A 25,992-nucleotide genomic window follows, 5' to 3' on the forward strand; every position below is an offset into this window, starting at 1 on the left:
TAGGAGCTTCCATATTTTGGCGATAGATCATAAAAATGAGATAAAGATTCTCAAATTTTGGAAAGCATATGACCGACCGCCTTGAGACCATGTCCATATTTGTGTGCGTCGTGGACGAAGGCAGCCTGACAGCCGGCGCCCGTGCCTTGGCGATGCCAATCGCGACGGTTAGCCGCCGGATTTCCGAACTGGAGGACAAACTTGGGGCCGAGTTGTTGCTGCGGTCCCCACGGGGGTTGACACTTACGGATACCGGCCAAACCTATATCGCGGCCTGCCGCAGGATACTTGAAGAGGTTGCAGAAGCAGAGCGCAACGCCAGCGGTGAATTCACTGCTCCTCGGGGGACGCTGACGATGACCGCCCCCATCGTTTTTGGACGGTTGCACGTACTGCCCGTGGTGACCGCCTTTCTAAAGGGCTTCCCGGATATCGACATACGGTTGGAACTGACGGACCGTCCAGTCAACCTGCACGAGGAACACCTTGATCTGGCGGTCCGCATCGGACCGCTTTCGGACAGTATGTTCATTGCGCGCAAAGTGGGCGAGGTGCGCCGCATTATCTGCGCCAGCCCCGCCTATCTGGCGAAACACGACCCCCCAAAAAATCCCGGCGATCTTGCGAAGCTGGATGCCATTACATTCCAAAGCCTCCTGCCGCCGCAGAACTGGCAATTTGACTCCGAGCAACCGCAGAAAGTCATGCCGATGCGCGCGCGCCTGATTGTGAACACAGCCGAAGCGGCGATTGATGCTGCTATTGACGGGTTGGGTTTCACGCGCGTTCTGTCCTATCAGGCCGCCGAGGCGATCAAGGCCGGGAAGCTGGTGCCGCTTTTGCAGGAATTCGAACCCGCAGCCTGGCCCGTCCATCTTCTCTACGAACCGCGCGCCCTGATCCCTCAAAAACTCCGCGCTTTCCTCGATTTTGCCGGACCGAGGATTGCAACCCACATGGCCTGATCCTCTCCACTCCTGCAGTCACCGCCTTGGCCAATCGGGAAACTTATCTCAACAATGTTTGCAGACACCGTTTAAGGTGACCAAGGCCTGTTGTTGGTAATGGTATAAAAGTCCCGGTTTGGATCAGAGATGCTTGACGATTGGCGCAAAGTTTCCTGACGCAGCCCGCTGTACGCATTCAGAAAATCCGCCGCATGGAGGAAAACATGTAAGATGTTCGGTATTCAGCGTGGGAGGTCAGACAAATTTGCCTTTTACGTCACATCGAGTACGTTCTCAGGCAGCCCTATTCCTCCAGAAAATTTTGCTCAGTGCCCTGTCCAAACCGCACCGCAAGATCGCGCGTCGCCTCTTTTGCCGCGATTACCGAACGGTCATGTCGCGCGTCCTTGAATTCCTGATACTCGATGGCAATTGTTTCGATCTCGGCCGCATCAACACCAAGATAATGTGCGCAGGCGGCGATTGCGGGGTCCAGCGCATTCATGTGCGCACGCGGCTCGCCGGCGTCAAATCCGAACTCGCCGCGCGATGACAGGACGACCAGTTTTTTGCCCTTCAGGATCGGCTGGATTGGGACATCGCCCCGCGCCAGGTCAAAGGAAAACGTCCGCCCGATCCGGGCGATGTGATCAATCCAGCCCTTCAAGGCGGCAGGCATCCCGTAATTGTACATCGGCGCGCCCAGCACTATGATGTCTGCGGCCTCGACCTCGTCAATCAGCCTGTCCGACAAGGCCAGTCGTTCGGCCATCCAATCGTCGCGGGCGTCAAGCGGGGTAAAGGCCGCGTGGATAAATCGGTGGTCAATCGCCGGAACGGGGGCGCGCCCGATGTCGCGGGTGATCACATTGGCATCCGGGTTGGCGGCTAGAAATTCGGAGATGAACAGCGTTGTCAGCATACGGGTCAGCGAGCGGTCTTCCAGCTGTGCGCTGGCGTCGATACGAAGCAAGGTCGTCATAGGTTTCTCCTGTGTAGGGGCCGGCATGGCCCCGTCGCAGCAGGAGGTAGCAGTGGCCAAAACCTTTGGCCAAAGCGAATATTTCAGGCATAAGATGAATGAGATTCACCCTGCGAGACAACGATGCGGAAATTGCCACCTTTACACGCCCTGCGCGCTTTTGAGGCCGCCGCCCGGCATCTGCATTTTGCCGATGCGGCAGAGGAACTGGGCCTGACGCCGACCGCGATCAGCCATCAGGTGCGGCAGTTGGAGGACATTCTGGGAGTGACATTGTTCCACCGCTTTCCCCGGCCTGTGCGTTTGACGGCAGCGGGGGAAAAGCTGTTTCCGGTGCTGCGCCGGGCGCTGGACCAGATTGCAGGCACAATCGACCAACTGGCCATTACCACCGCCGAAACACCACTGCGCCTGTCAGTGACCATGGCTTTTGCCAGCCGCTGGCTGATGGCGCGCTTGCCGCGTCTGGGTGCAGAAACGGGGCTGAAAATCACGGTAGAGGCCGCCGACCTGCCCGCCGATCTGCATGCGTCGGATATCGACATGGCAATTCGCTATGCGGGCCAGCCCGATGACCGGGCGGAATGGCACCGGCTTTTTGACGATGCGATCATTCCGGTCTGTGCGCCGGATCTGGTGAACCTGCCGCTGACACCGGATGGCATCATGGCGCTGCCTTTGCTGGACTACCGTTGGAAATCCGCGTCGCAGAACGCGCCCAGCTGGCAGCGCTGGCACGCCCGTGCCGACGTCAAGGCATCACTGCCCGCTGTGGCCCAGACCTTTTCCGAAGAGATTCACGCGATTGACGCGGCGGTGTCGGGGCAGGGCGCGGTTCTGGCCTCACAACAGCTGGTGGCGGATCTGCTCAACGCCGGTCAGCTCGTGCAGCTCTCCGACATTGCGTTGCCGGGCCTGACCTATTGGGCGGTGTTCCTGTCCACTCATTCGGATCAGGACCGGCTGGCGCAACTGTTGGACTGGATGCGCCAGCAAAGCTGAATCAGGCGGCCGAGACGGTCACCGACAGGCCGCGCGGCACGGCGTCTGCGCCATTGATCGGCAACAGATCCATCGGACAGGCGGAGACCACGGCGATCAGGTCCATCTCGGCGCGAAACATAACCGCGTCACCGGCCCGCGAGACCGGCGGCAGCCAGACCATCTCGCCCCCTGCGCGGGCGGGCGTGTTCATCCACAGGTTGAACGGGCAGGGCACCTGCGGCAAGGCCACGCCAATCGCCGCCAGAGCCATTCGTAGGTTGTCGGTGCAATTGTCATGATACCCCTGATGGCCCAGCTCGTGATACCGGTGAATGTCGCAAGAGGCGACAAGCGTGTCATGCACCCCCTCGGAACTGTCAGAGATCAGCGTCAGGATCGCCCGCCTGCGGTTGGTCACCAGCGCATCACCGGCAGAGGGGCAGAGTTTGCGCAGGTTCGGGCGCATATGCTCCATCGACAGATGCTCGCCGGGGTCGGCGGCGCTGAACGCCCAGAAATCGGCCACCTGACTGCCGTGGCAGTTGGTGACGGTCAGCATCTGCCCTTGTTCCACACGGATGGCGCGGCCCTGACGTGCGGGCACGTCATAGACAATGTCCAGGTGCGGCTGGCCTAGATCGCCCACGGTCTCAAATGCTGAAGGGTTGCTGCCATCAGAGCGGGCGGAGTCGAAGGGAAGGGGGAAATCGCTCATCTTGATACTCCTTGAAAGACGGCAGTGGGATAAGGGGTTGCGGGTTCCACATGCGGAGTCCAAGCTCCGCTGTCGCGCAACTGCCGGACATGTGCGGCGATGTCTTCCAGCGGGGCGAACCAGACATCGGGGCGGGACAGAACGGTCTCCAGCCAGCGATCAACCACGCGCCAGCGCGCCAGCCGCCCGGTCAGAAACGGGTGCCAGATTCCGACCCACAATCCGCCCGCTTCATATTGCGCCTCGAACTCGGCAAAGGAGGCTTCCAGCCCCTGCGCGGGGCTCATCACTGGCATCATATAGCCGATCTCGGCATAATGGGCGAAGGGCGGCCAGTCGTCGCTGCCCCAGTGGACGGGCACTTCGATCAGATCCCCTTTGGCGGCGGACAGGACATAGGGCAGGTCGTCGGCCATCATGGATGAATCATATGTCAGCCCATGGGCGATCGCCAGGTCGATGACCCGTGGCGTGACGTTGTAGGCTGGTGCGCGGTAACCGCGCGGGGTCTGGCCAGTGGCGCGTTTGTGAGCGTCCAGCGTCCGCTCGAACCAATAGGTCTGCTCGGCATCGGACATCTCGGTGGGGTCTTCGTGCAGATAGCCATGCAGCCCGATTTCATGGCCGTCTTTCAGAATCGCCTCAACGGTTTCGGGATAGGTTTCCATCACCCATCCGGGCATGAAAAACGACTGTTTCAATCCCAGCCGGCGATAGGTTTCCAGAATGCGCGGCACCCCGGCGTTGGGGCCATAGCGGCCCATGCTGATGGGGTACAACCGCCGATGGCTGTCGTTCGGACGCGCGATGTGGATCAGGCTGTCGGCATCGACGTCAAAGGTGATGGCACAGGCGCAGCGCGCGCCGTTGGGCCAGGGGATCGGGTTGCGGATCATGGGCAATGTCCTTTCAGGTCAAGGGAGTGTTCCAGCTTGCGGGCGGCCATCAACAGGGCACGGTCACAATCGGGCGCGCCGACCAGTTGCAGGCCGATCCATTGCCCCGCAGCGGTCTGCCCGACAGGTAGCGTGACAGCGGGCAGGTCCAGCAAGCTGGCGGGCATGATCAGGCTCAACGCCTGCTGATTTGTCCGCGCATAGGCTTCGGGATCGGACAGCAAGGGTTCAGCCAGTGGTGCGCCAAAGGGCAGGGTTGGCAAGGCGATGATGACATCAGGGGCCGGCCAGAGTCTGCGCAGATGCGCCGCACTGCTGCGGACCTTTGCCATGGCGTCCGGTGACAGTCTCGCCGCCCTCTGCAACCGCGCGGCCACCAGCGGGTCGACCAGCGCAAAGGCCTCCGACTGTATCAGGTCGTGGTACAATTCGGCGGCATCGGCACCACCGGGCCAGCCCTGCGCGGCAATCAGCTCCATCGCATCCGCCAACAGGCTGCGTGGCCTGTGTACCCCTGGCCGCACGCGGCTTCCACTGCGTTGCGAACCGTATCGGAAACCTCGAAGGTGGCCCGCGCCGTCGCATACTGGTCCAGCCAGATCTGCGGCCTGCTTTCCGGCTCCTCCGCTTCACCGCTCAAGATCGTGTCCAGATCACAAAGATCGCGGGCGGTTCCCGTGATCAGCCCAACGGTGTCATAATCAGGCGCAAGCGGCAGTACGCCGGTCATCGGATAGCGCCCGCGCGTTGGGCGAAAGCCGAACAGCCCGTGAAATGCTGCCGGAACGCGACACGACCCGGCGGTATTGGTCCCCACTGCCAGCCGTACCATGCCATGTGCCACCGATGCCGCCGCCAGGGTCCGGTCCAGCGGCATGGCCATCACGCCGCCGCCTTCAACGCAGTGACCCCCAGCAGCACGCCGTCCTCGGGGTGCCAGGAGGCATAGACCTGTTGCCCCGCCCTTGCCGACAGCCGCTCAAGATCTCGTTGCTGAAGCTGCGCGACAATCCCGGTGCCCGCGGCCGTTTCCAGATGCAGGTTGACGACCGCGCCTGCAAACTCTTCGGACATCAAAGTGCAGGGCACCTCGTTTGTGCCCCAACCGGGTTGGGTGGTCACATTGATCCGGTCTGCACGCACCGCTAGGTCGCATTTGGTTCCCGTTTGAACGCTGGCAGGATCTGCGATTTGCAGCAACCCGTCTGCGCTGTCGATCCCGACCTTGCCCTCTCTGGTGGTCTTCAACATCCCGCTGAACAGGCTGATACCGCCGACAAACTGTGCGACAAAGCGCGACTTGGGGCGCAGGAAGATATCCTGCGGGGTGCCCAGTTGTTCGATCCGGCCCGCATTCATGATGACCACGCGGTCGGCTAAAGAAAAGGCCTCCGAATGGCTGTGCGTCACATAGACAAAGGTGATCCCCAGCTCGCGCTGCAACCGCTTCAGCTCGCCCTGCATGCGGATAGACATATGCGCGTCCAGCGCCGACAGCGGTTCGTCCAGCAGCAGCACCTTGGGCTGCAACACCAGTGACCGCGCCAGCGCCACGCGCTGCCGCTGCCCACCGGACAGCTTGGCCACATTGCGGTCGGCGAACCCTGCAATGCCAAGCCGTTCCAGCCATTCGGCACAGCGCTGTTGCCGTTCGGGGCCAGGCACCTTTTTCATGCGCAGGCCGAATTCGACGTTTTCCCGCACGGTCATATAGGGAAACAGTGCCAGGTTCTGCCAGACAAGCGGCGTCTCACGCTGCCAGACCGGTAGGTCGTTGATCTGCTGACCCTCCAGCCGGATGTCGCCGCGCGTCGGTTCCTCTAGACCGGCCATCATGCGCAATGTCGTCGTTTTGCCGCAGCCCGAGGGGCCCATGATGGCAAGAAACTCGCCGGTATCCACGGTCAAGTCGATGTCCTTGACGGCCTCGAAGGTGCCGTAGGATTTGTTCAGGTTGTGCAATTCCAGAAGCGGTTGGGTCATGGCGACACCTCTTTGTTTTTGTGGGATTTTGTGCTGCGCAACAGCAACATCTGCGCGGCAAAGACCATGCTGAGGGTGGCGGCAAAGGCCAGCGTGCCGATCACGTGGATGGTCGGGTCGACCTGTCCTTGCAGGGTGTTCAGCACGGTGACGGGAACGGTCTGTTCCAACCCGCCGACAAACCAGGCGATGGCATATTCATCAAGCGACACGGCAAAGGCGATCAGCGCCGCCGCCCCGATGGCAGGTGCCGCATGCGGCAGCACGATCAGGCGCAGCGCTTGCCCCGGCGTGGCCCCCAGATTTTGCGCGGCGGTTTCGAATTCCCGCGGCAACTGTTCCAGCCGCAGACGGCAGATCGCCATTGCAAAGGGCGTGGCGACAACCACATGGGCCACGATGATCGAACCCACCGTGCCTGACAGCCCGATCCGCGAGAAGAACGCCAGCATGGCAAGGCTGAGCACCGCAATCGGCACCGTCGGCGTCAGCAGGGCTAAAGCCAGCACCATGCGCTGTCCGAAAAACCGGAACCGGAAGTCGGCATAGGCGGCAGCAAAGCCCAGCGTGGTGGCAACCAGCGCCGTGCTCAGCGCGATGGCCAGGCTGTTTTTCAGCGCCTCCAGCATGCGGGCATCTGCAAAGACCTGTGCGTACCATTTCGTGCTGAACCGCGTGATATCGAGGCTCGGAAACCTGTCGACGCTGAAGGAAAAAACCAGAGCAGACAGGATCGGCGCATAGAGGATCACAAAGACCAGCGTCAGCCCCGCGAACCAGGTCCATGCGGGCAATGCGTGTTTCAGATGGGTGTTCATCTCAGTTTCCTTTCTGGCGATAGGCCCAGGCGACGGTGACCAGAGACGTCAGCATCAAGGCCGCCATCATCAGCAGTGACACCACCGCCGCGCGGGGCCATTGTTGGCCGCCCCTGATCAGGTCGGTCAGTAGGATCGGCAGGGTCTGAAAGACGCCGCCACCCAGATAGGTGGCGCTGACGAATTCGGCATAGCTCAGCAAAAAGGCGAACAGCACGCCAAGGCTCAGACCCGGACGGGCAGCGGGAAGGATGATGTGGCGCAAGACGTGCTGCGGGCGCGCGCCCAGATTGACGGCTGCCGACATCTCGGTGCGGTCGACATTGCCCAGCGCAAGCGTTTGCAGCACCAACACCACCGGCAGCGTCAGGGTGGCGTGGCCCAGAAAAAGCGCCGTGTAGCTGTTCAGCAGACTGGCACCGGACAGACCGACGCTGTGAAACAGTTGCGGCAGCACGCCGCCTTCGCCCAGAAACACCTGCAGGGAATAAATTCTGACCAGATAGCTGGTGAAAAACGGTGCTAGGGCGAGGCCCAAAAAAGTCAGCCGTCTGGCCGGGGTGATCAGAAACGCCATCGCGTAAGAGGCCGGAAAGGCCAGCAGTGACACCAAGGCGGCGCTGATCAGGGACAGCCCGTAGCTGCGCCAGAACGTGGACCACAGAAAATCGAGCGACAGCACATAAGACCAGGCCGACAGCGAAAAGTCGGGGGTCAGACGGTAGTTTTGGACCGACCAGAACGACATGGCGATCAGCAGCAGCATCGGGCCCATAAAGAACAGCGCAAACCAGATCGGTAGCGGGGCGGCCCAAAGGGCAAACCAGGCACGCCGGCGCAGTCGCACCTTTGCGGATAAGACGGACATCGGATTTCCTTTGAATGAAGCGCGGCCCGCCCCGCGCCCGTCAGTGGCGGCGTGAAGACAGACTCTTGAGGGTGTCGCTCAGGCGTTTTTGTAGCGCACCCAGGCGTCGTTCCAGCTTTCCAATGATTGCTGGACGGGCAGGCGGCGCAACTGAATGCGCCCGGCGCGGATTTCATCCAGCGCGTTCGCCCCGCTCAGGCTCATGTTCTGGCGTGCTGCCTCATTCGGGTTGATTTCGTTCAGCATCGCCCAGCCCGCCCGGGTCGGCACCATCGCGGGGTACGCCTTGAGCGTGGCCGTCGCCACCTGCCCGCGCGGGCTGATCATGTAGCGGATGAATTCCCGGGCCAGATCCTGATTGCGGGACCCCTTGCCGATCGACAGCGACTCGGTCCATTGCAGCCCGCCCTGTTCGGGAATGGTGGTGGCAACATTGGCTCCGTCGCGTTGCAAGACACCGGTGATCCAGTCGCCAATCCCCGGCATCGCAGCCACTTCACCCGAGCGCAGGGCAGACAGCGTGCCGCCGTAATCATAAAATCCCCGCACCTGTGGCCGAAGCGTCAGTGCCGTATCCTGCACCTGCTGCCACGCCGCGGCATTCAGATCAAAGGGGGCCGGATTGCCTTCGATCAGACTCATTGTGCCAAAGTTGGGCAGATGCCAGTCGAATTGCCCGACCTTGCTGCGCAGATTTTCCTGCCACATCGCCCTGTAGTTGCGCGCCTCCGAACGGCTGAGCGCGTCCAGATTATGCGACAGACCTAGAAAGCCAAAGTGCAGGAACACCGCGTAAAGCCCGTCATCGTACCAATGGCCCTCGAACTTCTGGAACTCGGGGAAAAAGTCGTCAAACGGATAATCTGCCAGGTCGAGCTGTTCGATGTAATCGGCCTGATACAGCTGCGAGACATATTCAGCGTCGGCCAGGATAACGTCGTAGGTGCCGACCGGAGACTGCGCAAACTGCGCCAGCATCTGGTCCCCGCCGACGTATTCCTTGGCGCGGATGCGGACATTGTGCGCGCGTTCAAACGGGCCAACGACCTCCGGGTCGGCGTGGCCTGCCCATGTCAGCATGGTCAGCTCGCGCACCTCCTGCGCCCTTACAATCGCAGGTGTGGCCAGCACAGCACCCGCAGCCAGACCGCTTTTCAGCAGCGCGCGGCGTGAATATTGAAAATTTGACATATCGTTTTTCTCCCTGTTTTGTGTCTGCCACCTTCTGCGAAACGTCCTGTTTGCTACAAATTCGTTTATCTCAGGGGGTCTTGAGCAAAACTCACGAAGGACAGAGGATGCGACGGCTTCCGCCCCTGAATTCGATCCGTGCCTTTGAAGCGGTTGCGCGCTGCCTCAGCTTTTCGGCTGCAGCCGACGAGCTGGGCGTGACCACGACAGCGGTCAGCCATCAGATCCGGCATCTGGAAAGCTATCTGGGCTTTAAGTTGATCGTGCGAAACCCCCGCGACATCGCGCTGACCCCTGCGGGTGAAGAGATGTTTCCGAAATTGCGCGACGGGTTCGACCTGCTGGCCGAGGCCTTTTCGGTTCTGGATGTGGACATCGAAAAGAACGTCCTGCGCGTCACGACAACCCGCGCCTTTGCCGACAACTGGCTGCTGCCACGGCTGTCGGGTTTTCTGGCCGAGAACCCTAAGATCGAGGTCGAGCTTGTTACCGACGATGCGGTGCGCGATCTGTCTTCGGACCGGCTGGATGTGGCGATCCGTTATGGCCATTGCCCGCGGGACGCGACATCCGGCATTTTGTTTGCAGACACCTACACACCAGTCGGGCGCAACGATGTTATACAGAACAAGTCAGGCGCTTATCCGGTCATCGGGTTTCATTGGAATAACAAAGAGCTGGGCGGTCCGGTCTGGGCGCGTTGGGCGGATGACGCCGCGCAGAGTTTCAAGGTGGCGAGCGTCTTGAAATGCAGCGACGAATCTGCGGCCTTCGAGGCGCTGGATCAAGGGTTAGGGTTGCTGTTGTGCAGTAACATCCTTGTCGCAGACCGGCTTGCCGCAGGGACGCACCAAAGGCTGGGAGAGACGTGTATTGATGGTTTCGAATACTATCTCACGGTCAATCATGTCTCTCGCGCCAAGCTTGCAACAAAGGTTTTTGTGAACTGGCTGCAAAACATTGCACGTGAAACTGACCGGAATGTCGACAGTATTCGCAACCATACTCTTAAAGGTTTTGAATGAATTGGATGGCTTTACTGCGCGACATCAGTGTGTGTCTTGACGTTCCATTTTTAGACGGGCGCCGTGTCGGCCCGGATGCGGCTGACATTTCACCCGTTGATGGATGATCCGTTGTCGCTGTCGGTGCTCCGCAAGGGCCGCTGTCCGAAGTCCGGGTCTAAGACATGGCGGAGCTGATCGACATGCCGCTCATCACGAAGGAGTTGGCACCAGCCTCCGGGAGCTGCTCAACGGCGCGTACCAACGTCTCGAAAGAGTCATATCGTCTCGGTTCGGGATGGCCCACGTCGCGACTGCGGGATCCTTGGTCGTGGTCAATCTCGGCATCACGCTTCAGCCTTGCTTGCCCACGTAAGACGGAATGTTTTGGCGGTAGGATAGAAGAGCAGAGACAAAGAGCATTCTGCGTCACGTTTCAGTTGTTAAAGTTCACACTCTCGCACTTATTTCCGCCTATCTGGTGGTTGCAGCCAGACCTGAAGCACCCCACGCTCGCGGCACGATATTGGTTGCGAAATAGTTGAAGCGGAGGCTTTCGACCTCAGAGGTACGAACCGTCGCGTGCAGCGGGACGGCGTGCCTTTTCCTAGAAGACGCGATCACCAGGTTCAAGGCAGAGGAAAAGATGAACTGTCTCATACGTGTTGCTCAGGGTGCGTTATGAAACATGCATCAGCGATGCGCCTGTTTACCTGCTGGCAAACACGAGTGGCCTCCGCAGTCATTTCATTCATCGAATACGAGGCGAGGAATGGCTGAATAATCTCCACGCTGTCGCCGTTGAAGGCAGCCACGACAGGCTTACTGCGTTCAGCGATGCCGCATGAAGTAAGCGCGAGAGACCCAAGACGTGAAAAAACGGCTTTTTCATGATGTAATTCCTTGATCGTTCAAGGGCGTCGCGTCGCCGAAAATGCCATTCAGCTTGTTGATGATTTCCGGAATGTAGACAGGAAGAGCTCCGGAGCAGCAGCCCCACCGGCACCGACCGGCTTCAAGATGCCGTCATCTTTGGCGGTCTTGCCGCTATCCTTTCCACCTTCGTCAGTTTCGCGGGTTTTGATGTCATATCCGGTCAGGGGAATGCCCGGAGGTCGACATTCTCGGGCGGAACTCCGTTCAGTCGGTTTTCAAGGAGCTTGGCAAATGCTGCGAAGTTTTCGAGGTCTGGGGAACAGATATTCCCTACATCAAGACCCGGGAAGGGATCTCGTGTCTGGCGGTCGTGATCGACTTGTTCTCGCGACGTATTGTCGGATGGGCGATGCAGAGCCGACAACCAACAGACCTCATATTGCAGGCGTTGCTCATGGCTGTTTGGCGGCTCAAGCCAACGCGCAAAGTCTTAGTGCCTTCTGATCGGGGTTCACGGTTCACCAGCATAGATTGGGCATCATTTCTCAGGCAGCACAATCTTGAACACAGTATGAGGAGGCGCGGAAACTGCCATGACAACGCGGTTGCTGAACGCTTCTTCACCCTGTTGAAACGCGAACGCATTCGCCTCAGGACATACGAAACCAGAGAAGACACAAGATCAGGCGGGTTTGACTGCATCGAGATGTTCTACAATCCAAAGCGCAAACCCGCCAGGAATGGGATGTTGTCGTTTGCAGCCTTTGAAAGGCAACAGCAACGGAAGCTGTAACGCGTCGAATAAACTCGGGGCTATTCAGGATCGGTGAGAACTGCGGATCATCCACTCACTCCGCAGGAGGGCGTATTGCATGGTATTTTCGTAGATTGGATTACCTGCGGGGTCATTGATGAATGAGATATATTCGACAAAGAGACCCTCCTGCCGCATTCCCAGCCGTTCGCAAAGGCGCTGCGAGGAGAGATTGTGATCTTCAACATAGGCGTAGACGCGGCGTGCTTCCGCTGTGTCGAACACATGCGCAAAGAGTGCGCGCGCGGCCTCCGTCGCATAGCCTTTCCCTGAGAACGCCGGGTTGAAGTTCCACCCGACCGAGATCGTATCCTCTTCGGCATGCGCGAAAAGATCGCCAATAAGCGTATCGGTCTCCTTGAGGCAGACGGCGATCTGTTCATTATCTTGGCTGCGCTTTCTCACCTCGGCCAAAGCGGCATCCATATCCGACAGTTTGAGAGACAGAAAACAGTTGGAAACGGGCGAGCGCAGATAAGCGTAGAGGGCCTCCGCGTCGCTCTCTCTGAAATTCCTGAGAATAAGGCGTTCTGTTTTGATGGGTTGCATATCTCGTTGCCTTTCCAAGATTTTATGGGGTTTTCTGACGATCAATGATGCGATGTCACAGGCAATCTACGGTCCGGTGCAATGATGATGAAGACCACGACCGCCAGCGTCGCGATCACAATGGCCGAGGTGGTCAGCAGCACCGAATGGGTCTGGCTGAAGGCGGTCTTGCCGGCCTCGATCAGTGCCGCGGCTTGTTCGGGGCCCAGTTGGTTTGCCACGATGTAAGTATCACCGATTGTCTGGGCGGCCTGTGCAGCCAAGGCAGATGGCAGGGTGTCGGGCAGCTCTATCGCGCGGCTGAACACGCCCGACATGAACATCCCGAAGAAGGCAATCCCCAGACCGGTTCCCAGTTCATATCCGGTTGCCTCCAACGCCCCGGCGGCGCCGCCTTTGCTGGCCTCGATTGCACCCATGATCGCGATGGACGAGGCGGTTAGCCCAATGCTGAGCGTCAGCCCAAGGACGGCAAGTGCCAACGGCACCAGAGCGCCTGGCTGGTGGAAATCGCTTTGCGCCAGAAACAGCAGCGCCGCCCCCGAGATCAACAGTGACAGGCTGGCAACGCGGCGCAAGCCGAAACGATTGGACAGGTAACCTGCGACCGGCCCGCCTAGGGCAGCCGCGGCCATGATCGGGATCATGAACAGGCCAGCCTGCAGTGGGGTCTTTGTCAGCACATATTGCAGTTCTTGTGCCAGGGTCAGTTCGACCCCGGCTAATGCGCCCGAGGCAACAATCGCCATCATCAGACCAGCGACAATGGTGGGATGGGACAGTAGAGAAAGGTCCAACATGGGCGCAGTCGCGCGCAATTGCTTGCGCGCAAATAGCGTCAGAATTGCAATGCCGAAAGTGAGTACAAGGACGACGACCGGCAGGGGCTGCTTGGCGCCGAAACCGGCCTTGATCGCGTAGACGACCGATATCATGCCGACAATCAGCAACAGCGCCTGACCGATGGGCCATTTGCCCGGCGTGGTCTGTTCGATGCGGGGCAACAACAGCCAGCACGTCGGGGCCACGATCAGCATGACCGGCACGTTGATCAAGAAGACAGACCCCCACCAGAACTGTTCCAGCAGGGCCCCGCCGATCAGCGGCCCGACAGCGGCTCCTGCCGCGCCGACCGTGCCCCAGAGTCCAAGCGCCATAGCGCGCTCGCCTTCCTCTTCGAAGGTCTTGCGGATCAGGCCCAGAACGCAAGGCATGATCATTGATCCCCCCAGCGCAAGGAAGACCCGCGCGGCAATCAGGGCGGTTGCACTTTGGGCGAAGGCTGCCCAGGTCGAGGCGGCGGCGAAGAGGGTCAGCCCGGTCAGTAGGATCCGGCGATTGCCGACCCGGTCGGACAGCGTACCCATCGGCACCAGTAATCCGGCCATCAGCAGGGGGTAGATGTCGATGATCCACAAGACCTCGGTCCCCGAGGCGTTCAGTGTCAGAGTCAGGCTGGGCACCGCGACATGCAGGATCGTCATGTCCAGCACCACGGGCAGAAAGGCCAGCATGACCGCCAGCAACACAAGCCAGCGTTTCGGATCGGGGGCATGGGCAGGCATGTTTCACCTCAGGATTCGGTTGCATCCGTCGATATAAATACATACGTATGGATTTCAATGGGGATGTGAACGGATCAGGGGACAGATGGGTAGGACACCGACAATCAGTCGCGACAGGTTGCTAGATCTGGCAGACGAGATCGTGCGCAGTGGGGGCGGCGCGGCGTTGACCATTGGCGCATTGGCGCAGGCGGCCGGTATCTCGAAAGGCGGCGTGCAATATTCTTTCGCCAGCAAGGACGCGCTTGTACGCGGCCTGATCGACCGCTGGACCATACAGTTCGAATCCCTGCTGGGTGATGTGGAGGCGACTGATCCGATCAGTTTCGTCCAGCGCTATATCGCGGCGACCCGCGCGTCGCAGCAGGCGATGAATGCGAAGATGGCGGCGCTTTTGGTCAGCTATCTGGAGGACCCGGCCAATTTGCAGGAAACACGTGACTGGTATCGGAGCATCTTCGCGCGCCTTGCCGAGGCGACCCCTGACGCGCAGGCTGCGCGTGTGGCCTTTCTGGCCGTCGAGGGCCTTTTCCTAATGCGGATCAATGGGATTGACGAAGATGGAGTCTGGACGGGCCTGCTGGACGATGTCGAGGCAATCCTGCTGCGCCTGACGAAATGACAGCCACAGAGTTCGGCAAATCAGCCGCGACAGACCCCGTCGCTGTCTGCAAGGCCGCGCCAACCGGCCAGTGGGGCAGGCGGCCTTGAAGGTAGAACTCCGAATCCATGAGCGCAAGATATTATGGCTGGTTCACCCGGACGATCCAAGATGGTGATAAGAGCGGCAGTTGTTGGCTCGGATAAGGCAATTGTTTTGAACGTGGCACCTGCACATCGGCGTGATGCATGTGTTGAGGCTTGCAGTACGCGTCATACCCTGACGTTTTCCATGGCTGTTGGGAAGGGGATGGCACAGATCACATGTCGGAAGAGGTCGCCCACAACGCTTCAAACAATTGCCGCTGCATTGCCGCGAACTCTACGCTTTCAATGATCATGCCATAGTTTTCGCGCATGGATGAGATGAGGCAGACTTTGTCGTCATAGATAAATGTGGTCATCGACAAGAGAACGTTCCCGGGCGCGAAGCGGAGGTGGCGTAGGTCGTTTGGGTCGGAAGGCCAAATGGAGGCCACGTCTTTCGTGCGGGATCTGATCACCCGTAGCCAAATCCCCTTCTCTATCCGAGAGGCGATAAATTGCTCCATTTCCTCAAGTCCCGGAACGTCGCGCAGCTCATCCATGGACAAAATCCCCATCAACGTCGGCTGTGCCCCTTTGATGGTCAATGTGTCTTTCAGCGCGATTAAAATACCGTCCCGCCCCTCGTAATACCGGATGCGCGGTTTGCCTTTCGCGCGATTGTAGAGCGATCGCAATTCCGGCATGACGTCGCTGAGCATCTGTTTGCGGGCTTCTATCCGCTCCAGCAACACAGATGGATCTTCGGCGACGACAATGCGCTTGTTGCCACTTTTTACGATGGCAACGAGGCCCTCCTCCTCCAAACGGGAAAGCGCGTCATATGCCGTGGTGCGCACCAATCCCGCCCGTGTCGCGACATCAGAAATTGGCGCCTCGCCCAACTCGATCGCTGCCACATATAACCGATAGAGCGTGCCACTAATGCCGAGCTTCGACAGTTTGCTTTGAAAGTCATACATCAGGCACTCCTCAATCCTCTAAGTCTATAAAATAATGTGGCTTCATATCGCATACAAGGGAATCTTTCCTGTCGAAATTACTCGACATGTTGTGAGAGATTCTTGTCGAAAATGATCGACATAATTTTAAGTTCGTAAAAATATTGCACAATAAGTGAGCAATAATATCATGATTTGGCGATATATACGCCAATTTTCCCGGTTATTTCCGAATTTCATGTGTGGAATTGACACGAAGCCTCAAAATTAGCACAAAATATGAGTGTCTATAATTATCGACTAAATGAGGTGACGGATGACTTTCAAAGCGGCAGTGATTCAGGCAGGGGCTGTGCCATTCGATATCGAGGCAAGCCTGTCCAAAGCGGAGGCGTTGATTGCCCAGGCTGGAGCGCAGGGCTGTCACCTTGCCGTCTTCCCCGAAGCTTATATTTCGGCCTATCCCAAAGAGCAGACCTACGACATCTCTGTCGGCGTCCGGACCCAGGCGGGCCGCGAAGAGTTCCGTCGCTATGCCGACAGCGCCATTGAAATCCCCAGCGCCGAGACGGATCGTTTGGGGCAGGCGGCAGCCGCAGCCGGGCTTCATCTCGTCATGGGGGTCATCGAACGCGATGTGGGCACGCTCTATTGTACGGTCGTCTTCTTTGGTCCCGACGGGCAGCTTTTGGGCAAGCATCGCAAATTGATGCCGACGGGTGCAGAGCGTCTTGTTTGGGGCTTTGGCGATGGCTCGACCTTGCCCACGTTTGATACCGAAATCGGCAAACTCGGCGCGGTGATCTGTTGGGAAAATTATATGCCGATGATGCGCATGGCCATGTATGGGCAGGGCATCAACCTGTATTGCGCCCCCACCGCCGATGATCGCGACAGCTGGCAAGCCACGATGAAACACATCGCCCTCGAAGGGCGTACCTTTGTGTTTTCAAGCTGCCAAGTGCTTTGGGAAAAAGATTTCCCTGAGGATTATGCGTTCAACCGCACCGACCCCGAGCGCATCATGATGCGGGGCGGCAGCGTGATCCTTGACCCCTTGGGCAATGTCCTTGCCGGGCCGTTGTTTGACGAAGAGGGCATCCTTGTCGCGGAGATCGACCTTGACGCTGTGACACGGGCCAAACTCGATTTTGACGCCGCAGGGCACTACGCGCGCCCGGACGTTTTCGAACTGCGGGTGAATACGACAGCCCGCGCGCCTGTCACCTATTCCAAAGCTGATGGGTGAGGGGTCGATGATGCAGCGCCTGTCCACCTTTATAATCCAAACGCTCGACCTGCTCTCGGGGGGCGCATTCGCCGCCGCCCTGTTGATCAACGCCGCCAATGTTGCGGGGCGTTACCTGTTTCACAGCCCGATCTTTTGGGCCGAGGAGGTCACAACCCTACTCATCATCTGGTCGGTCTGCCTGATGTCATATCGGCTGACCTTGCGCGGGGAAAACCTGTCCGCTGAAATTCTCAAACCGCTGCTGCCGCACTCCGCACAGCGATGGGTCGCGTTTGGCCTTGCCGCTGCCGGTACGGCCCTGTGCGGATATTTCGCCTTTAACGCATACCTCGTTGTCGAACTGGTCGCCCGCTTTTCACAAGTGACCAATGTGGCCGAAATCCCCAAGCAATATGTCAATGGCTCTATCCTCGCCGCCTTCGTGCTGGCGTGCCTTGGCGGCATGACGCGCAGCCTCTCGCTTCTCGTCTCAGACAAACTCCTTAACGCCTCTGACCCGGTTGAGGTCCAAGAAGCACTGGCAGGTTCCAAATGACACTTATTGCTATCCTCGGCGGCTTGCCGTTGCTTTTGTTGATCGTGGGTCTGCCAATCTATTTGGTCCTGCTCACCACCGCGAGCGTCGCAATCATGACACAGATGAGCGTACCCGCCACGATGGTGCCGCAAATCATGTTCGGCGGTCTTGATAAATTCGCGCTGCTCTCCGTGCCGTTCTTTATCTTCGCAGGCGAAATCATGTCGCGCGGCGGCGTTTCGCGCCGTATTGTCAATTGCATCTTGATGCTCTGCGGTGGATTGAAATCCGCCCGACCGATGACCGCCATCGGAGCGAGCGAGTTTTTCGGGGCGGTCTCCGGGTCAAGCCCCGCGACTGTCGCAGCCATCGGCCGACTGATGTATCCAAGCCTGCGCGAAGGGGGATATAGCGAGAAATTTTCGCTTGGCCTCATCACCTCTGCGGGCGGCATCGCCAGTGTCATGCCACCAAGCATCTTGATGATTCTCTATGCGGCATCGTCTGAGCAATCCGTCACCGCGCTCTTTGCCGCGGGGATCGTGCCCGCTTTGTTGCTCGGCCTTGTGATTGCCGGATACATCCTTTGGGTGTCGCGCAAAATGACCCCCTCCACCGCCAACAAACCGCAAAAAGGCGAGGCGCTTTCGCTCTTTCTTGCTGCTCTGCCTGCGCTTGGTACACCTGTGGTCATCCTTGGCGGCATCTATTCGGGTATATTCTCACCGACGGAGTCGGCGGGCATGGCTGGCGTCTACGGGGTCTTGGTCGCACGGTTCTTTTATCGCGAAATCACTTGGCGCGAAATTTGGAGCGTCGTGCTCAGCTCCGCCCATCTGACCGCGCAAATCCTGCTCGTCGTCGCGGCCTCCGGCGTATTCTCATGGGTGCTCACGACCAGCGGCGTCCCACAAACACTCGTCAATTTTGTCGAAGCCGCATCGAGTGAACCCTGGGTGGTGTTGCTGACCATCAACGTGTTCTTGTTGATCGTCGGCTGTCTGATGGACCCGGTTTCCGCGATCGTTCTCTTGACGCCGATGCTGGTGCCTGTGGTCACGCATCTTGATGTGAACCTCGTCCACTTTGGCGTCATCATGGCCGTGAACCTGAGCATCGGGATGTTCACACCGCCCTTCGGCCTGAACATTTTCACCTCTCACGCCCTGTTCGGCGTTCCGATTTCGCGCATCAGCGCCGGGTTGGTGCCTTTTATCATCCTGCAAACGCTGGCGCTGCTTCTGATCACCTACGTGCCAGCGATCTCCCTCCCCCAACTCTTGTTTTGACCTGACACACCCTCCCTAACCTCAACATGAATGGAGCTCTCCTATGTCAATTTTTCGTCCCAACCGTCGCAATATGGTCAAAGCCGCAAGCGCATGCCTCTTGCTCGCTACCCTCGGGGCCACACCTGCCCTTGCACAAGAGTTCACAATGAAACTTGCCACGGCCACAGTGAATGACGTGCAAACCGAAGCCATCAAACGCTTTGCCGCACGGGTCGAAGCGCGCTCCGAAGGCCGGATCAAAACCGAGCTTTATCCCGCCGCACAGCTTGGCTCGAACGCCCGTATGATCGAGGGCCTGCAATTCGGCACCGTCGAGTTCTACACCGGCCCCGCCGCCTATCTCGTTGGCGTCGACTCGCGCTTTCAGGTCACCGACCTGCCCGCAATTTTTGAAGACGCCCGCCACGCCCAACGGGTGTTCAGCGATCCGACATTCCGAGAGACATTTCTCAATCTCGGCACCGACAAGGGCCTCGTTGGTCTCGGCACCTATATCTACGGCAACACCGCCTTTGCGACCGCCTTTCCCGGCGATACGGTTGAGGCCTTCAACGGCAAAAAACTCCGCGTGCTCGCCTCAAAGGTCGAGCGTAAAGGCGTGGAACTCATGGGCGCGACCGCTGTCCCGATTGACTTCAGCGAAGTCGCGACGGCCTTGCAGCAAGGCACCGTCGATGGGATGAAAAGCTCCCCGCCTGCGTTCACGTCGCTCAAACTTTACGACATCGTCAAACACATCACCGCCACCGAAGATGGCGTGATGGGCGAAGTCATGATGGTCAGCAAAATCTGGTGGGACACTTTGCCGGAAGACCTGCAAACCATGCTGCGCGAGGAGGCCACCGCGCTCGAGCCGGAACTCTACGACTATGTTCTGGAAGATCAGGCCAATGCTTACAAAACCTGGGAAGAGATGGGTGGCACCGTCCACTACCTCCCCAAAGAAGAGCGCGATGCCCTTCTTTCTGAGATGCGGGTGGCCGTTCTTGAGCTTTTGAACGACGATCCGAAAACCGCCGAAATGCTCGCGGTCCTGCTTGACGCTGCAGACCGCACAGCAACACAATAAGATCGCGCCGCCCTGTCATTCAGATGCCAGGGCAGCCATATTTTCAGAGGGTTTTCAATGCAATACGATATGACATCCTTAGAGGCCCGGAAGCGATATAAACTCCTGTCTTCCCTTGTGGTGCCGCGCCCGATCGCATGGGTTTCCACCCTTTCTCCCTCCGGCGTTGTCAATCTTGCTCCCTATAGTTTTTTCAACGTGATGGGCCACGATCCTGCCGTGGTTGCGCTTGGGATTTTGGAACATCCCGAAAAATCGCTCAAAGACACGGTGCGCAACATCACGCAAACCGAGCGCTTTACGGTGAATTTGGTGACCGAAGAGCTTGCTCCGTTGATGAACCAAACCGCAACAGATTTGCCCTATGCCGAGAGCGAAGCAGATATGGCCGCGGTTGCGCTTTGCCCGGCCGCCACCAATGGGGTTCCAGGCATTGCGTCCTCTCCCGTCCGGTTGGAATGCCAGTTGATGCAAATCATATCGACGCGCACGCAACAGAAAATCGTCCTGGGAGAAATCCTGTCGCTTTACGTTCAAGATGAGTTGATGATCGACTCACGCACGGCCACAATTGACCTTGATGCTTATACCCCCATTGCGCGCATGGGAGGCGCGGGCCTCTATTGCAGAACGTCAGATCGTTTCAATCTCGCGCGCCCCGACAGTCACACTCAGCCGCTTGAGTGACTTTGGGCCTGTCGCGCTTTTGTGCCGTCCCAAGTTCCCGTTGAGGCCACCTGTCGCTCGAAGGCCGACCGGGATTGCATCCGAGTGCTGAATGGTGCGTTTTTTGGGACGTATGGGCGCAGTGGCCCGTTCGTATTTTCATTGCTTCGATGTTGCCACGGACTTTGAGGAACACAGAAGCAGACATTGATGCCGGGGACTGACGTCAGTTTTCGTGTTGGGCCATTTCCGCCCCCTGATCCCATGGCAACGACTTGCACAAATGGCCCGGCAGATTCTGTAGGGATTTAGCAATGGCGTCGCGAACAGCTTCAGCTCCGCGCCGGTCCAGAGTATGATCCATCTCCTTGATCCAGGCCGTTTGAATGTAGAAGCCGTTGCTATTTCTGTCTCGTGATCAGACCGGGGGATGGTTGAGATCGGCGTACTTCTGCTTCCCGGCATGTCGGATCGTTCAGCGCGCCTGGGATGAGCGGGCGAGTTCGCGCGCAAGGTCGACAAAGACCTTGAAGGCCGCAGGCGGATTGCGACGGCTGGGATAGTAAAGACACAGTGGCGCGATTTTGGGCGTCCAGTCTTCAAGAAGCCGCACCACCCGTCCGGCCTCGATGTCATTGAGCACATCGGATTCCATGAAAAAGCCAATGCCCACCGAATTCAGCACAGCCGTGCGCGCCAGACTGGCTTCGTCCAAAGTGACAGGGCCGCGCACATCTACCTGTAAAAGTTGATCGTGGTCTTTGAACTGCCAGCGAAACATCGCTCCATTTGGCAAGCGTGTGCAGACGCAAGCGTGTGCCAGAAGGTCGGAGGGCACGCGGGGCTGATCGCGAGTTGCGAGATAAGAGGGAGTTGCGACCACCGCGTATCGCCGCGCAGGACCAAGAGGGATCGCAATCATATCCGCGGGGACGCGATGTTCGCTGCGCACCCCGAAGTCAAAGCCTTCGGCCACGATGTCGACGAAATTGCCTTCGGTCACCAGATCAATGTGAACTTCGGGAAACCGTCGCAGGAACGCGATGATCAAGGGTTCGATGATCTCGCGCGCGGCCGTCGCGAAGGCATTGATGCGCAATGTGCCCGACGGTGTCTCTTGTTCGGAGCGCACAGTGTCGAGGGCTTGATAGATGTCCTTCAGGGCAGGTGTCATCTGATCAACAAATCTGCGCCCCGCATCGGAGAGCGAGACACTGCGCGTCGTCCGATTGAAAAGTCGCACGCCCAACTGCCCCTCCAGCTTGGCAATCGCATTGCTCAGAGCCGTGGTCGACAGTCCGAGGTCAAGCGCAGCGGCACGGAATGAGCCTCGACGGCTTATTGCAATCACTGCATCGAAATCTGTGAGATTGTAGCTGCCCATTGTCCCGAAAATCGAAATTCCTCATCCATATTTGTCCCTATTATCAGGATTCAATCAAGACCCTAAGGTGTAAGCACACAGAAACGGAGCAAGAAAATGCAGTATTACCAAGCCTTCATCAGTGCCGAACAAACCGCTCAGGCATATCGAATTCTCGATGCACTCATCGCCAAGCAACTTGTGTTTGGCGGTCCGGTGGTTGGCGGTCCCGCAAAGTTCTTGTGGAACTTCAGGGACAGCGATGTGTCGGCAAGCCTGCGAAAGTCCAAGCTCTATACCCTTGATCAGGATTACAAATACATCATCACCTACACACGCGAAGATCTTAAGGATGAGCTCATCGAGGTGGCTGAAGCAGCTTCGCTTGAAGAGGTCTGCATGATCTCCTTCCTGCCGATGGAGACCAACAGATCCCTGCGTTTGTTGCTTGATGCATCCTTTGAAGGCCGCGACGCGCATGCCCAGCCCGAAACCGTCGACGCGGTTGCTGCTCTGACCTTCGTGCCCAAGGCGCAAATCTCGACCCGCACCAAAAGCTCGGACGGCCCCGTTGGCGGCCGCCGCTGATCCCCCCAATTCAAAGGAGACACGTCATGTCCATCGACCTCCCACCCCCGATCGCCGCATATTTCGCCACGGACAAAAAAGGCACTGCACAGGCGATTTCCGAATGCTTCACGCAGGACGCCGTCGTCATGGATGAGGGCAATACATATATGGGCCGCGATGCCATCCGGCAATGGATGGCGAATGCGTCCACACAGTACACCTATACGGTCGAGCCCTTTTCCATCCATGAGGAGGGCGGGAAAACTGTCGTCAGCAGCCATCTCGTGGGAAACTTTCCCGGCAGCCCAGTGGATTTGCGTTACTTCTTTGTCCTTGAAGGGGACAGGATCGACGAGCTGGAGATCATCGTGTAACATCCTTCCCGGACCTGAAGGGGAAATGCGCCGCCCAGCGCGTGCCGACCTCATGGGCCTTATGGGACATGAGGGTAACCACGCTGCCGGGAGGCGTATTTTGACAGTGTTGCCTCAGCCCAAAACGGATGTCACTGCTTTTGTCGTGGCATCGACCACCTTGTCGGCCTCTTCTTTCGTCAGGCAGAAAGGCGGGGCAAAGCCAAGGATGTCGCCCTGCGGCATGGCGCGTCCGATCACGCCCTCAGACAACAAAGCCGCGGCCAGCGCATACCCCACCTTATCCGCCGGATCGAAGAAGGTGCGCGTGTCGCGGTCTTTGACAAACTCCACCGCACAGAGCATCCCCTCGCCGCGAATGTCGCCGACATGCGGGTGGTCGCCCAAAGCCACCTTCATCGTGTCGTTGAGATATGTGCCAACGGTTCCGGCATTCTCAATCAGGTTCAAATCGTCAATCAGCTTGAGATTGGCCACCCCCGCCGCCGCACCAATCGGATGCGCCGAATAGGTCCAACCATGACCGATGGGGCCGTTTTCATCAGTGCCTTGCTCCAGAACCTGCCATATTTTGTCAGACACGATGGACCCCGAAAGCGGCGCATAGGCGGAGGTCAACCCCTTGGCGATGGTGATCAGATCGGGTTTCATCCCGTAGTGATCTGAGCCAAACATGGACCCCAAACGGCCAAAGCCCGTGACCACCTCATCCGCGACCAAAAGGATGTCGTGTTTGTTCAGAACCGCTTGGATCGCGTCCCAATAGCCCGCAGGCGGCGGCACAATTCCACCCGTGCCCAACACCGGCTCGCCGATAAAGGCGGCAATCGTGTCCGCGCCTTCGCGGGCAATCAGCTCTTCGAGCTTGGCGACGCAATCGGCGACAAACGCCGCCTCCGACATGGCAAGATCGGCACGGCGGAAATAATACGGCGCTTCTGTGTGCACGACACGGTCGAGCGGCAGGTCGAATTTCTTTTGAAACGCTTCAAGCCCGGTGAGAGAGCCAGTCATCAACCCAGAGCCGTGATACCCGCGCCACCGCGAGATGATTTTCTTTTTCTCAGGGCGACCAAGGATGTTGTTGTAATACCAGATCAGCTTGATGTTGGTCTCGTTGGCGTCTGAGCCGGATTGGCCGAAATAGACTTTCGACATGTGATCCGGCGCCCGGTCCAGCACCATTTTCGCCAGCGTGATAGAGGCTTCGGTGCCGTGGCCGACATAGGCGTGATAATAGGCCAATTCGCGGGCCTGATCGGCAATCGCTTCGGCAATTTCCTGACGTCCGTAACCAACATTGACGCAGTACAGCCCGGCAAAGGCATCCAATGTTTCCTTGCCATCGCGGTCCACAATATGCACGCCCCTGGCGGTTTTGATCACCCGCGTCGGTGTTTCACCGCGCGCGTGTTGTGCCAAATGTGTGGAGGGGTGAAAGAAGTTTTCGCGGTCCCATTGGCCAAGTTGATCATTTGTCAGCATGTTATTTCCTTTTCCGTTCAAGTCTTTGCGTCCGTGTGCGGGGTCAGCCCCAATCGCGACAGACGTATTTCAGGTCCATAAACTCCTGCATCCCCATCCGCGCACCTTCGCGGCCCAGACCGGATTGTTTGACGCCGCCAAAGGGGATCGGCGCGCCGGTGACCTTGGTCCGATTGACCGCGACCATGCCGTAGTGCAGCGCCCGTGAGAGCCGATAGATGCGTTTCGGGTCTTGCGAATGAACATAGGCGACAAGGCCATATTCGCTATCATTGGCGCGTGTGATGACCTCGTCTTCGGTGTCAAATGGCGTGATCGGCGCGACGGGGCCAAAGCTTTCTTCATGCATGATCTTGGCGCTGTCAGGCACGTCAGTCAGCACGGTGGCGGGGTAGAACAACGGGCCAAGATCTGCGGGCGCACCGCCGCAGGCCAGTCTCGCACCCTTGGCCAGAGCGTCGTCGACATGCGCCTGTTGTTTGGCCACAGCGCGGGCGTTCATCAAGGGGCCGAGATCGGCGTCCTCCATGCCGGGCGCAAGAGTCAGCGCTTTGGCCGCCGCCACGAATTTCACGCAAAATGCGTCATAGATCGGACGTTCGACATAAATCCGGTTCGCGCCCAGGCAATCCTGACCCGAGGTGGCGAATTTGGCTTTGATCACCTCCGCCACAGCCCGGTCCAAATCGGCGCCTTTGAACACGATCACCGGTGCGTGGCCACCGAGTTCAAGCACCAATTTTTTCACCGTCTCCGCCGATTGGCGATACAAAAGTCGCCCGACTTCGGTAGACCCCGTAAACGACAGCGCCCGCACGCGGGTGTCTTTGGTCCATGGTTCCACCACAGTGGGCGCATCTCCGGTCACGACGTTGAACACGCCCGCGGGCATCCCGGCGCGCTCGGCCAATTCGGCCAATGCCAATGCCGAATAAGGGGTCTCAGTCGAAGGGTGCGCCACGATGGTACAGCCCGCCGCCAAAGCCGCCGCCGCTTTGCGTGTCAGCATGGCGGAGGGAAAATTCCACGGCGTGATCAGGGCGACAACGCCCACGGGTTCGAGCCAAAGCTCCACCTCGGCGTCGGGCAAATGCGAGGTCACGCCTTCGACATTCGGCCGTTTTGCCTCTTCGGCGTAATAGTCAATGAACGCTGCGGCATAGTCGATCTCGCCGCGCGCTTCCGACAGCGGTTTACCCTGCTCAAGCACCATGATCCGCGCGAGGTCCTCTTTGGCCGCGATCATCAAATCATGCCAACGGCGCAGCACCATAGCGCGCTCTTGCGGCAAACGCTGTGACCAGGCGGGAAAACCCGCTTGAGCGGCGTCAACCGCGGCGGCGGATTGCGCGGCGCTCAGTGCGGCGATATCGCCCAAATGCGCCCCTGTGGCCGGATCGGTCACGGCAAAACAGGCGCCAGCCTCGCCGGAGGTCCATTTGCCATTCACATAGGAAAAGCCCCGCAACAGACGTTTGTCGCCAATATCAGTACGGGCAGAAATCGCAGTGTCACGCATGTTGGCCTCCTTATCCCCGGTCACTGTGACGGATCACGGCAGAGGGA

Annotated in this window: 26 protein-coding genes and 2 pseudogenes; 12 read left to right on the forward strand and 16 right to left on the reverse strand. The window is 58.7% G+C overall.

Annotated elements, in window-relative coordinates; all coding sequences use genetic code 11:
* The first annotated feature begins 68 nt into the window (after window positions 1-68).
* Entirely contained in the window at window positions 69-965 is an 897-nt protein-coding gene (locus tag B30_RS10235) for a LysR family transcriptional regulator (RefSeq protein ID WP_009571990.1), read from the forward strand.
* A 286-nt stretch (window positions 966-1,251) separates the two neighbouring features.
* On the opposite strand, the gene B30_RS10240 is transcribed toward B30_RS10235, so the two are convergent.
* Entirely contained in the window at window positions 1,252-1,929 is a 678-nt protein-coding gene (locus B30_RS10240) for an FMN-dependent NADH-azoreductase (RefSeq protein ID WP_009571991.1), read from the reverse strand.
* 123 nt (window positions 1,930-2,052) lie between these two features.
* Here B30_RS10240 and B30_RS10245 point away from each other — a divergent pair, with 123 nt between their 5' ends.
* Window positions 2,053-2,931, forward strand: coding sequence for a LysR family transcriptional regulator (locus B30_RS10245; protein WP_009571992.1), 879 nt, complete (start codon window positions 2,053-2,055; stop codon window positions 2,929-2,931).
* A 1-nt stretch (window position 2,932) separates the two neighbouring features.
* Here B30_RS10245 and B30_RS10250 read toward each other — a convergent pair whose 3' ends face one another.
* The 8 genes from B30_RS10250 to B30_RS10285 form a co-directional block, all read right to left on the reverse strand.
* Window positions 2,933-3,628 carry a DUF1989 domain-containing protein gene (locus B30_RS10250; protein ID WP_009571993.1) on the reverse strand — a complete coding sequence of 232 codons (696 nt, stop codon included), beginning with the start codon at window positions 3,626-3,628 and terminating at the stop codon, window positions 2,933-2,935.
* Entirely contained in the window at window positions 3,625-4,524 is a 900-nt protein-coding gene (locus B30_RS10255; protein WP_009571994.1) for a polysaccharide deacetylase family protein, read from the reverse strand. Before B30_RS10255 ends, B30_RS10250 begins: the two co-directional genes overlap by 4 nt.
* Complete coding sequence (locus B30_RS10260; RefSeq protein ID WP_009571995.1) at window positions 4,521-5,003, reverse strand: amidase family protein; 483 nt, start codon at window positions 5,001-5,003, stop codon at window positions 4,521-4,523. Before B30_RS10260 ends, B30_RS10255 begins: the two co-directional genes overlap by 4 nt.
* Window positions 4,994-5,407 carry an amidase family protein gene (locus B30_RS10265; protein ID WP_009571996.1) on the reverse strand — a complete coding sequence of 138 codons (414 nt, stop codon included), beginning with the start codon at window positions 5,405-5,407 and terminating at the stop codon, window positions 4,994-4,996. The genes B30_RS10260 and B30_RS10265 overlap by 10 nt, the downstream gene beginning before the upstream one ends.
* Complete coding sequence (locus B30_RS10270; RefSeq protein WP_009571997.1) at window positions 5,407-6,507, reverse strand: ABC transporter ATP-binding protein; 1,101 nt, start codon at window positions 6,505-6,507, stop codon at window positions 5,407-5,409. Before B30_RS10270 ends, B30_RS10265 begins: the two co-directional genes overlap by 1 nt.
* Window positions 6,504-7,325, reverse strand: a complete 822-nt coding sequence (locus B30_RS10275) for an ABC transporter permease (RefSeq protein WP_009571998.1) — start codon at window positions 7,323-7,325, stop codon at window positions 6,504-6,506. The genes B30_RS10270 and B30_RS10275 overlap by 4 nt, the downstream gene beginning before the upstream one ends.
* 1 nt (window position 7,326) lies before the next feature.
* The gene (locus B30_RS10280) at window positions 7,327-8,193 is read right to left on the reverse strand and encodes an ABC transporter permease (protein WP_009571999.1); all 867 of its coding nucleotides are present in this window, start codon (window positions 8,191-8,193) and stop codon (window positions 7,327-7,329) included.
* 78 nt (window positions 8,194-8,271) lie between these two features.
* A complete protein-coding gene (locus B30_RS10285) occupies window positions 8,272-9,384 on the reverse strand; it encodes a polyamine ABC transporter substrate-binding protein (protein WP_009572000.1) in 1,113 nt (370 codons plus the stop codon).
* On the opposite strand from B30_RS10285, the gene B30_RS10290 reads away from it, so the two are divergent.
* Both B30_RS10290 and B30_RS10295 read left to right on the forward strand, forming a co-directional pair.
* Window positions 9,363-10,409: a LysR family transcriptional regulator gene (locus B30_RS10290; RefSeq protein WP_232616917.1), complete on the forward strand. Its 1,047-nt coding sequence runs from the start codon at window positions 9,363-9,365 to the stop codon at window positions 10,407-10,409. The two genes, B30_RS10285 and B30_RS10290, sit on opposite strands and share 22 nt — an antisense overlap.
* 1,165 nt (window positions 10,410-11,574) lie before the next feature.
* A pseudogene (locus B30_RS10295) lies at window positions 11,575-12,057 on the forward strand (IS3 family transposase); the annotation flags it as partial.
* A 24-nt stretch (window positions 12,058-12,081) separates the two neighbouring features.
* On the opposite strand, the gene B30_RS10300 reads toward B30_RS10295, so the two are convergent.
* Both B30_RS10300 and B30_RS10305 read right to left on the reverse strand, forming a co-directional pair.
* A complete protein-coding gene (locus B30_RS10300; RefSeq protein ID WP_009572003.1) occupies window positions 12,082-12,627 on the reverse strand; it encodes a GNAT family N-acetyltransferase in 546 nt (181 codons plus the stop codon).
* Between the two features lie 41 nt (window positions 12,628-12,668).
* Window positions 12,669-14,192: an MFS transporter gene (locus B30_RS10305; protein ID WP_009572004.1), complete on the reverse strand. Its 1,524-nt coding sequence runs from the start codon at window positions 14,190-14,192 to the stop codon at window positions 12,669-12,671.
* An 85-nt stretch (window positions 14,193-14,277) separates the two neighbouring features.
* On the opposite strand from B30_RS10305, the gene B30_RS10310 reads away from it, so the two are divergent.
* On the forward strand, window positions 14,278-14,814 hold the full coding sequence (locus tag B30_RS10310; protein ID WP_009572005.1) for a TetR/AcrR family transcriptional regulator: 537 nt from the start codon (window positions 14,278-14,280) through the stop codon (window positions 14,812-14,814).
* Window positions 14,815-15,112: 298 nt separating this feature from the next.
* Here B30_RS10310 and B30_RS10315 read toward each other — a convergent pair whose 3' ends face one another.
* Window positions 15,113-15,859: a TrmB family transcriptional regulator gene (locus B30_RS10315; protein WP_009572006.1), complete on the reverse strand. Its 747-nt coding sequence runs from the start codon at window positions 15,857-15,859 to the stop codon at window positions 15,113-15,115.
* Window positions 15,860-16,154: 295 nt separating this feature from the next.
* On the opposite strand from B30_RS10315, the gene B30_RS10320 reads away from it, so the two are divergent.
* From B30_RS10320 to B30_RS10340, 5 genes are all read left to right on the forward strand, one after another.
* On the forward strand, window positions 16,155-17,087 hold the full coding sequence (locus B30_RS10320; protein WP_009572007.1) for a carbon-nitrogen hydrolase family protein: 933 nt from the start codon (window positions 16,155-16,157) through the stop codon (window positions 17,085-17,087).
* Between the two features lie 10 nt (window positions 17,088-17,097).
* Window positions 17,098-17,625, forward strand: a complete 528-nt coding sequence (locus tag B30_RS10325) for a TRAP transporter small permease (RefSeq protein WP_040402303.1) — start codon at window positions 17,098-17,100, stop codon at window positions 17,623-17,625.
* Complete coding sequence (locus B30_RS10330) at window positions 17,622-18,896, forward strand: TRAP transporter large permease (RefSeq protein ID WP_009572009.1); 1,275 nt, start codon at window positions 17,622-17,624, stop codon at window positions 18,894-18,896. The genes B30_RS10325 and B30_RS10330 overlap by 4 nt, the downstream gene beginning before the upstream one ends.
* Before the next feature lie 43 nt (window positions 18,897-18,939).
* A complete protein-coding gene (locus B30_RS10335; RefSeq protein WP_009572010.1) occupies window positions 18,940-19,968 on the forward strand; it encodes a TRAP transporter substrate-binding protein in 1,029 nt (342 codons plus the stop codon).
* A gap of 69 nt (window positions 19,969-20,037) precedes the next feature.
* Window positions 20,038-20,655 carry a flavin reductase family protein gene (locus B30_RS10340; RefSeq protein WP_226946262.1) on the forward strand — a complete coding sequence of 206 codons (618 nt, stop codon included), beginning with the start codon at window positions 20,038-20,040 and terminating at the stop codon, window positions 20,653-20,655.
* 86 nt (window positions 20,656-20,741) lie between these two features.
* Here the strand turns inward: B30_RS10340 and B30_RS22750 are convergent.
* Window positions 20,742-20,974 (reverse strand): annotated as a pseudogene (locus B30_RS22750) (transposase); the annotation flags it as partial.
* Window positions 20,975-21,109: 135 nt separating this feature from the next.
* Window positions 21,110-22,018 (reverse strand): LysR family transcriptional regulator, encoded by a 909-nt coding sequence (locus B30_RS10345; protein WP_009572012.1) that lies wholly within the window; start codon window positions 22,016-22,018, stop codon window positions 21,110-21,112.
* Between the two features lie 96 nt (window positions 22,019-22,114).
* Here B30_RS10345 and B30_RS10350 point away from each other — a divergent pair, with 96 nt between their 5' ends.
* Both B30_RS10350 and B30_RS10355 read left to right on the forward strand, forming a co-directional pair.
* Window positions 22,115-22,585 (forward strand): hypothetical protein, encoded by a 471-nt coding sequence (locus B30_RS10350; RefSeq protein ID WP_009572013.1) that lies wholly within the window; start codon window positions 22,115-22,117, stop codon window positions 22,583-22,585.
* A gap of 26 nt (window positions 22,586-22,611) precedes the next feature.
* Entirely contained in the window at window positions 22,612-22,941 is a 330-nt protein-coding gene (locus tag B30_RS10355) for a nuclear transport factor 2 family protein (RefSeq protein WP_009572014.1), read from the forward strand.
* Between the two features lie 114 nt (window positions 22,942-23,055).
* On the opposite strand, the gene B30_RS10360 is transcribed toward B30_RS10355, so the two are convergent.
* Both B30_RS10360 and B30_RS10365 read right to left on the reverse strand, forming a co-directional pair.
* Window positions 23,056-24,426 carry an aspartate aminotransferase family protein gene (locus tag B30_RS10360; protein WP_009572015.1) on the reverse strand — a complete coding sequence of 457 codons (1,371 nt, stop codon included), beginning with the start codon at window positions 24,424-24,426 and terminating at the stop codon, window positions 23,056-23,058.
* A gap of 43 nt (window positions 24,427-24,469) precedes the next feature.
* Window positions 24,470-25,945, reverse strand: coding sequence for an NAD-dependent succinate-semialdehyde dehydrogenase (locus B30_RS10365; RefSeq protein ID WP_009572016.1), 1,476 nt, complete (start codon window positions 25,943-25,945; stop codon window positions 24,470-24,472).
* Window positions 25,946-25,992 lie beyond the last annotated feature (47 nt).

The organism is Celeribacter baekdonensis B30, assembly GCF_000299875.1.
GTDB lineage: Bacteria > Pseudomonadota > Alphaproteobacteria > Rhodobacterales > Rhodobacteraceae > Celeribacter > Celeribacter baekdonensis_A.

What these genes read in the sequence shown, in the direction of transcription:
- B30_RS10255 (WP_009571994.1), bottom strand. Translation starts at nt 4,524, where the DNA reads ATGATCCGCAACCCGATCCCCTGGCCCAACGGCGCGCGCTGCGCCTGT.
- B30_RS10285 (WP_009572000.1), bottom strand. Translation starts at nt 9,384, where the DNA reads ATGTCAAATTTTCAATATTCACGCCGCGCGCTGCTGAAAAGCGGTCTG.
- B30_RS10270 (WP_009571997.1), bottom strand. Translation starts at nt 6,507, where the DNA reads ATGACCCAACCGCTTCTGGAATTGCACAACCTGAACAAATCCTACGGC.
- B30_RS10335 (WP_009572010.1), top strand. Translation starts at nt 18,940, where the DNA reads ATGTCAATTTTTCGTCCCAACCGTCGCAATATGGTCAAAGCCGCAAGC.
- B30_RS10345 (WP_009572012.1), bottom strand. Translation starts at nt 22,018, where the DNA reads ATGGGCAGCTACAATCTCACAGATTTCGATGCAGTGATTGCAATAAGC.
- B30_RS10305 (WP_009572004.1), bottom strand. Translation starts at nt 14,192, where the DNA reads ATGCCTGCCCATGCCCCCGATCCGAAACGCTGGCTTGTGTTGCTGGCG.
- B30_RS10355 (WP_009572014.1), top strand. Translation starts at nt 22,612, where the DNA reads ATGTCCATCGACCTCCCACCCCCGATCGCCGCATATTTCGCCACGGAC.
- B30_RS10325 (WP_040402303.1), top strand. Translation starts at nt 17,098, where the DNA reads ATGCAGCGCCTGTCCACCTTTATAATCCAAACGCTCGACCTGCTCTCG.
- B30_RS10330 (WP_009572009.1), top strand. Translation starts at nt 17,622, where the DNA reads ATGACACTTATTGCTATCCTCGGCGGCTTGCCGTTGCTTTTGTTGATC.
- B30_RS10265 (WP_009571996.1), bottom strand. Translation starts at nt 5,407, where the DNA reads ATGGCCATGCCGCTGGACCGGACCCTGGCGGCGGCATCGGTGGCACAT.
- B30_RS10235 (WP_009571990.1), top strand. Translation starts at nt 69, where the DNA reads ATGACCGACCGCCTTGAGACCATGTCCATATTTGTGTGCGTCGTGGAC.
- B30_RS10250 (WP_009571993.1), bottom strand. Translation starts at nt 3,628, where the DNA reads ATGAGCGATTTCCCCCTTCCCTTCGACTCCGCCCGCTCTGATGGCAGC.
- B30_RS10300 (WP_009572003.1), bottom strand. Translation starts at nt 12,627, where the DNA reads ATGCAACCCATCAAAACAGAACGCCTTATTCTCAGGAATTTCAGAGAG.
- B30_RS10365 (WP_009572016.1), bottom strand. Translation starts at nt 25,945, where the DNA reads ATGCGTGACACTGCGATTTCTGCCCGTACTGATATTGGCGACAAACGT.
- B30_RS10350 (WP_009572013.1), top strand. Translation starts at nt 22,115, where the DNA reads ATGCAGTATTACCAAGCCTTCATCAGTGCCGAACAAACCGCTCAGGCA.
- B30_RS10340 (WP_226946262.1), top strand. Translation starts at nt 20,038, where the DNA reads ATGACATCCTTAGAGGCCCGGAAGCGATATAAACTCCTGTCTTCCCTT.
- B30_RS10280 (WP_009571999.1), bottom strand. Translation starts at nt 8,193, where the DNA reads ATGTCCGTCTTATCCGCAAAGGTGCGACTGCGCCGGCGTGCCTGGTTT.
- B30_RS10310 (WP_009572005.1), top strand. Translation starts at nt 14,278, where the DNA reads ATGGGTAGGACACCGACAATCAGTCGCGACAGGTTGCTAGATCTGGCA.
- B30_RS10260 (WP_009571995.1), bottom strand. Translation starts at nt 5,003, where the DNA reads ATGGAGCTGATTGCCGCGCAGGGCTGGCCCGGTGGTGCCGATGCCGCC.
- B30_RS10245 (WP_009571992.1), top strand. Translation starts at nt 2,053, where the DNA reads ATGCGGAAATTGCCACCTTTACACGCCCTGCGCGCTTTTGAGGCCGCC.
- B30_RS10275 (WP_009571998.1), bottom strand. Translation starts at nt 7,325, where the DNA reads ATGAACACCCATCTGAAACACGCATTGCCCGCATGGACCTGGTTCGCG.
- B30_RS10360 (WP_009572015.1), bottom strand. Translation starts at nt 24,426, where the DNA reads ATGCTGACAAATGATCAACTTGGCCAATGGGACCGCGAAAACTTCTTT.
- B30_RS10315 (WP_009572006.1), bottom strand. Translation starts at nt 15,859, where the DNA reads ATGTATGACTTTCAAAGCAAACTGTCGAAGCTCGGCATTAGTGGCACG.
- B30_RS10320 (WP_009572007.1), top strand. Translation starts at nt 16,155, where the DNA reads ATGACTTTCAAAGCGGCAGTGATTCAGGCAGGGGCTGTGCCATTCGAT.
- B30_RS10240 (WP_009571991.1), bottom strand. Translation starts at nt 1,929, where the DNA reads ATGACGACCTTGCTTCGTATCGACGCCAGCGCACAGCTGGAAGACCGC.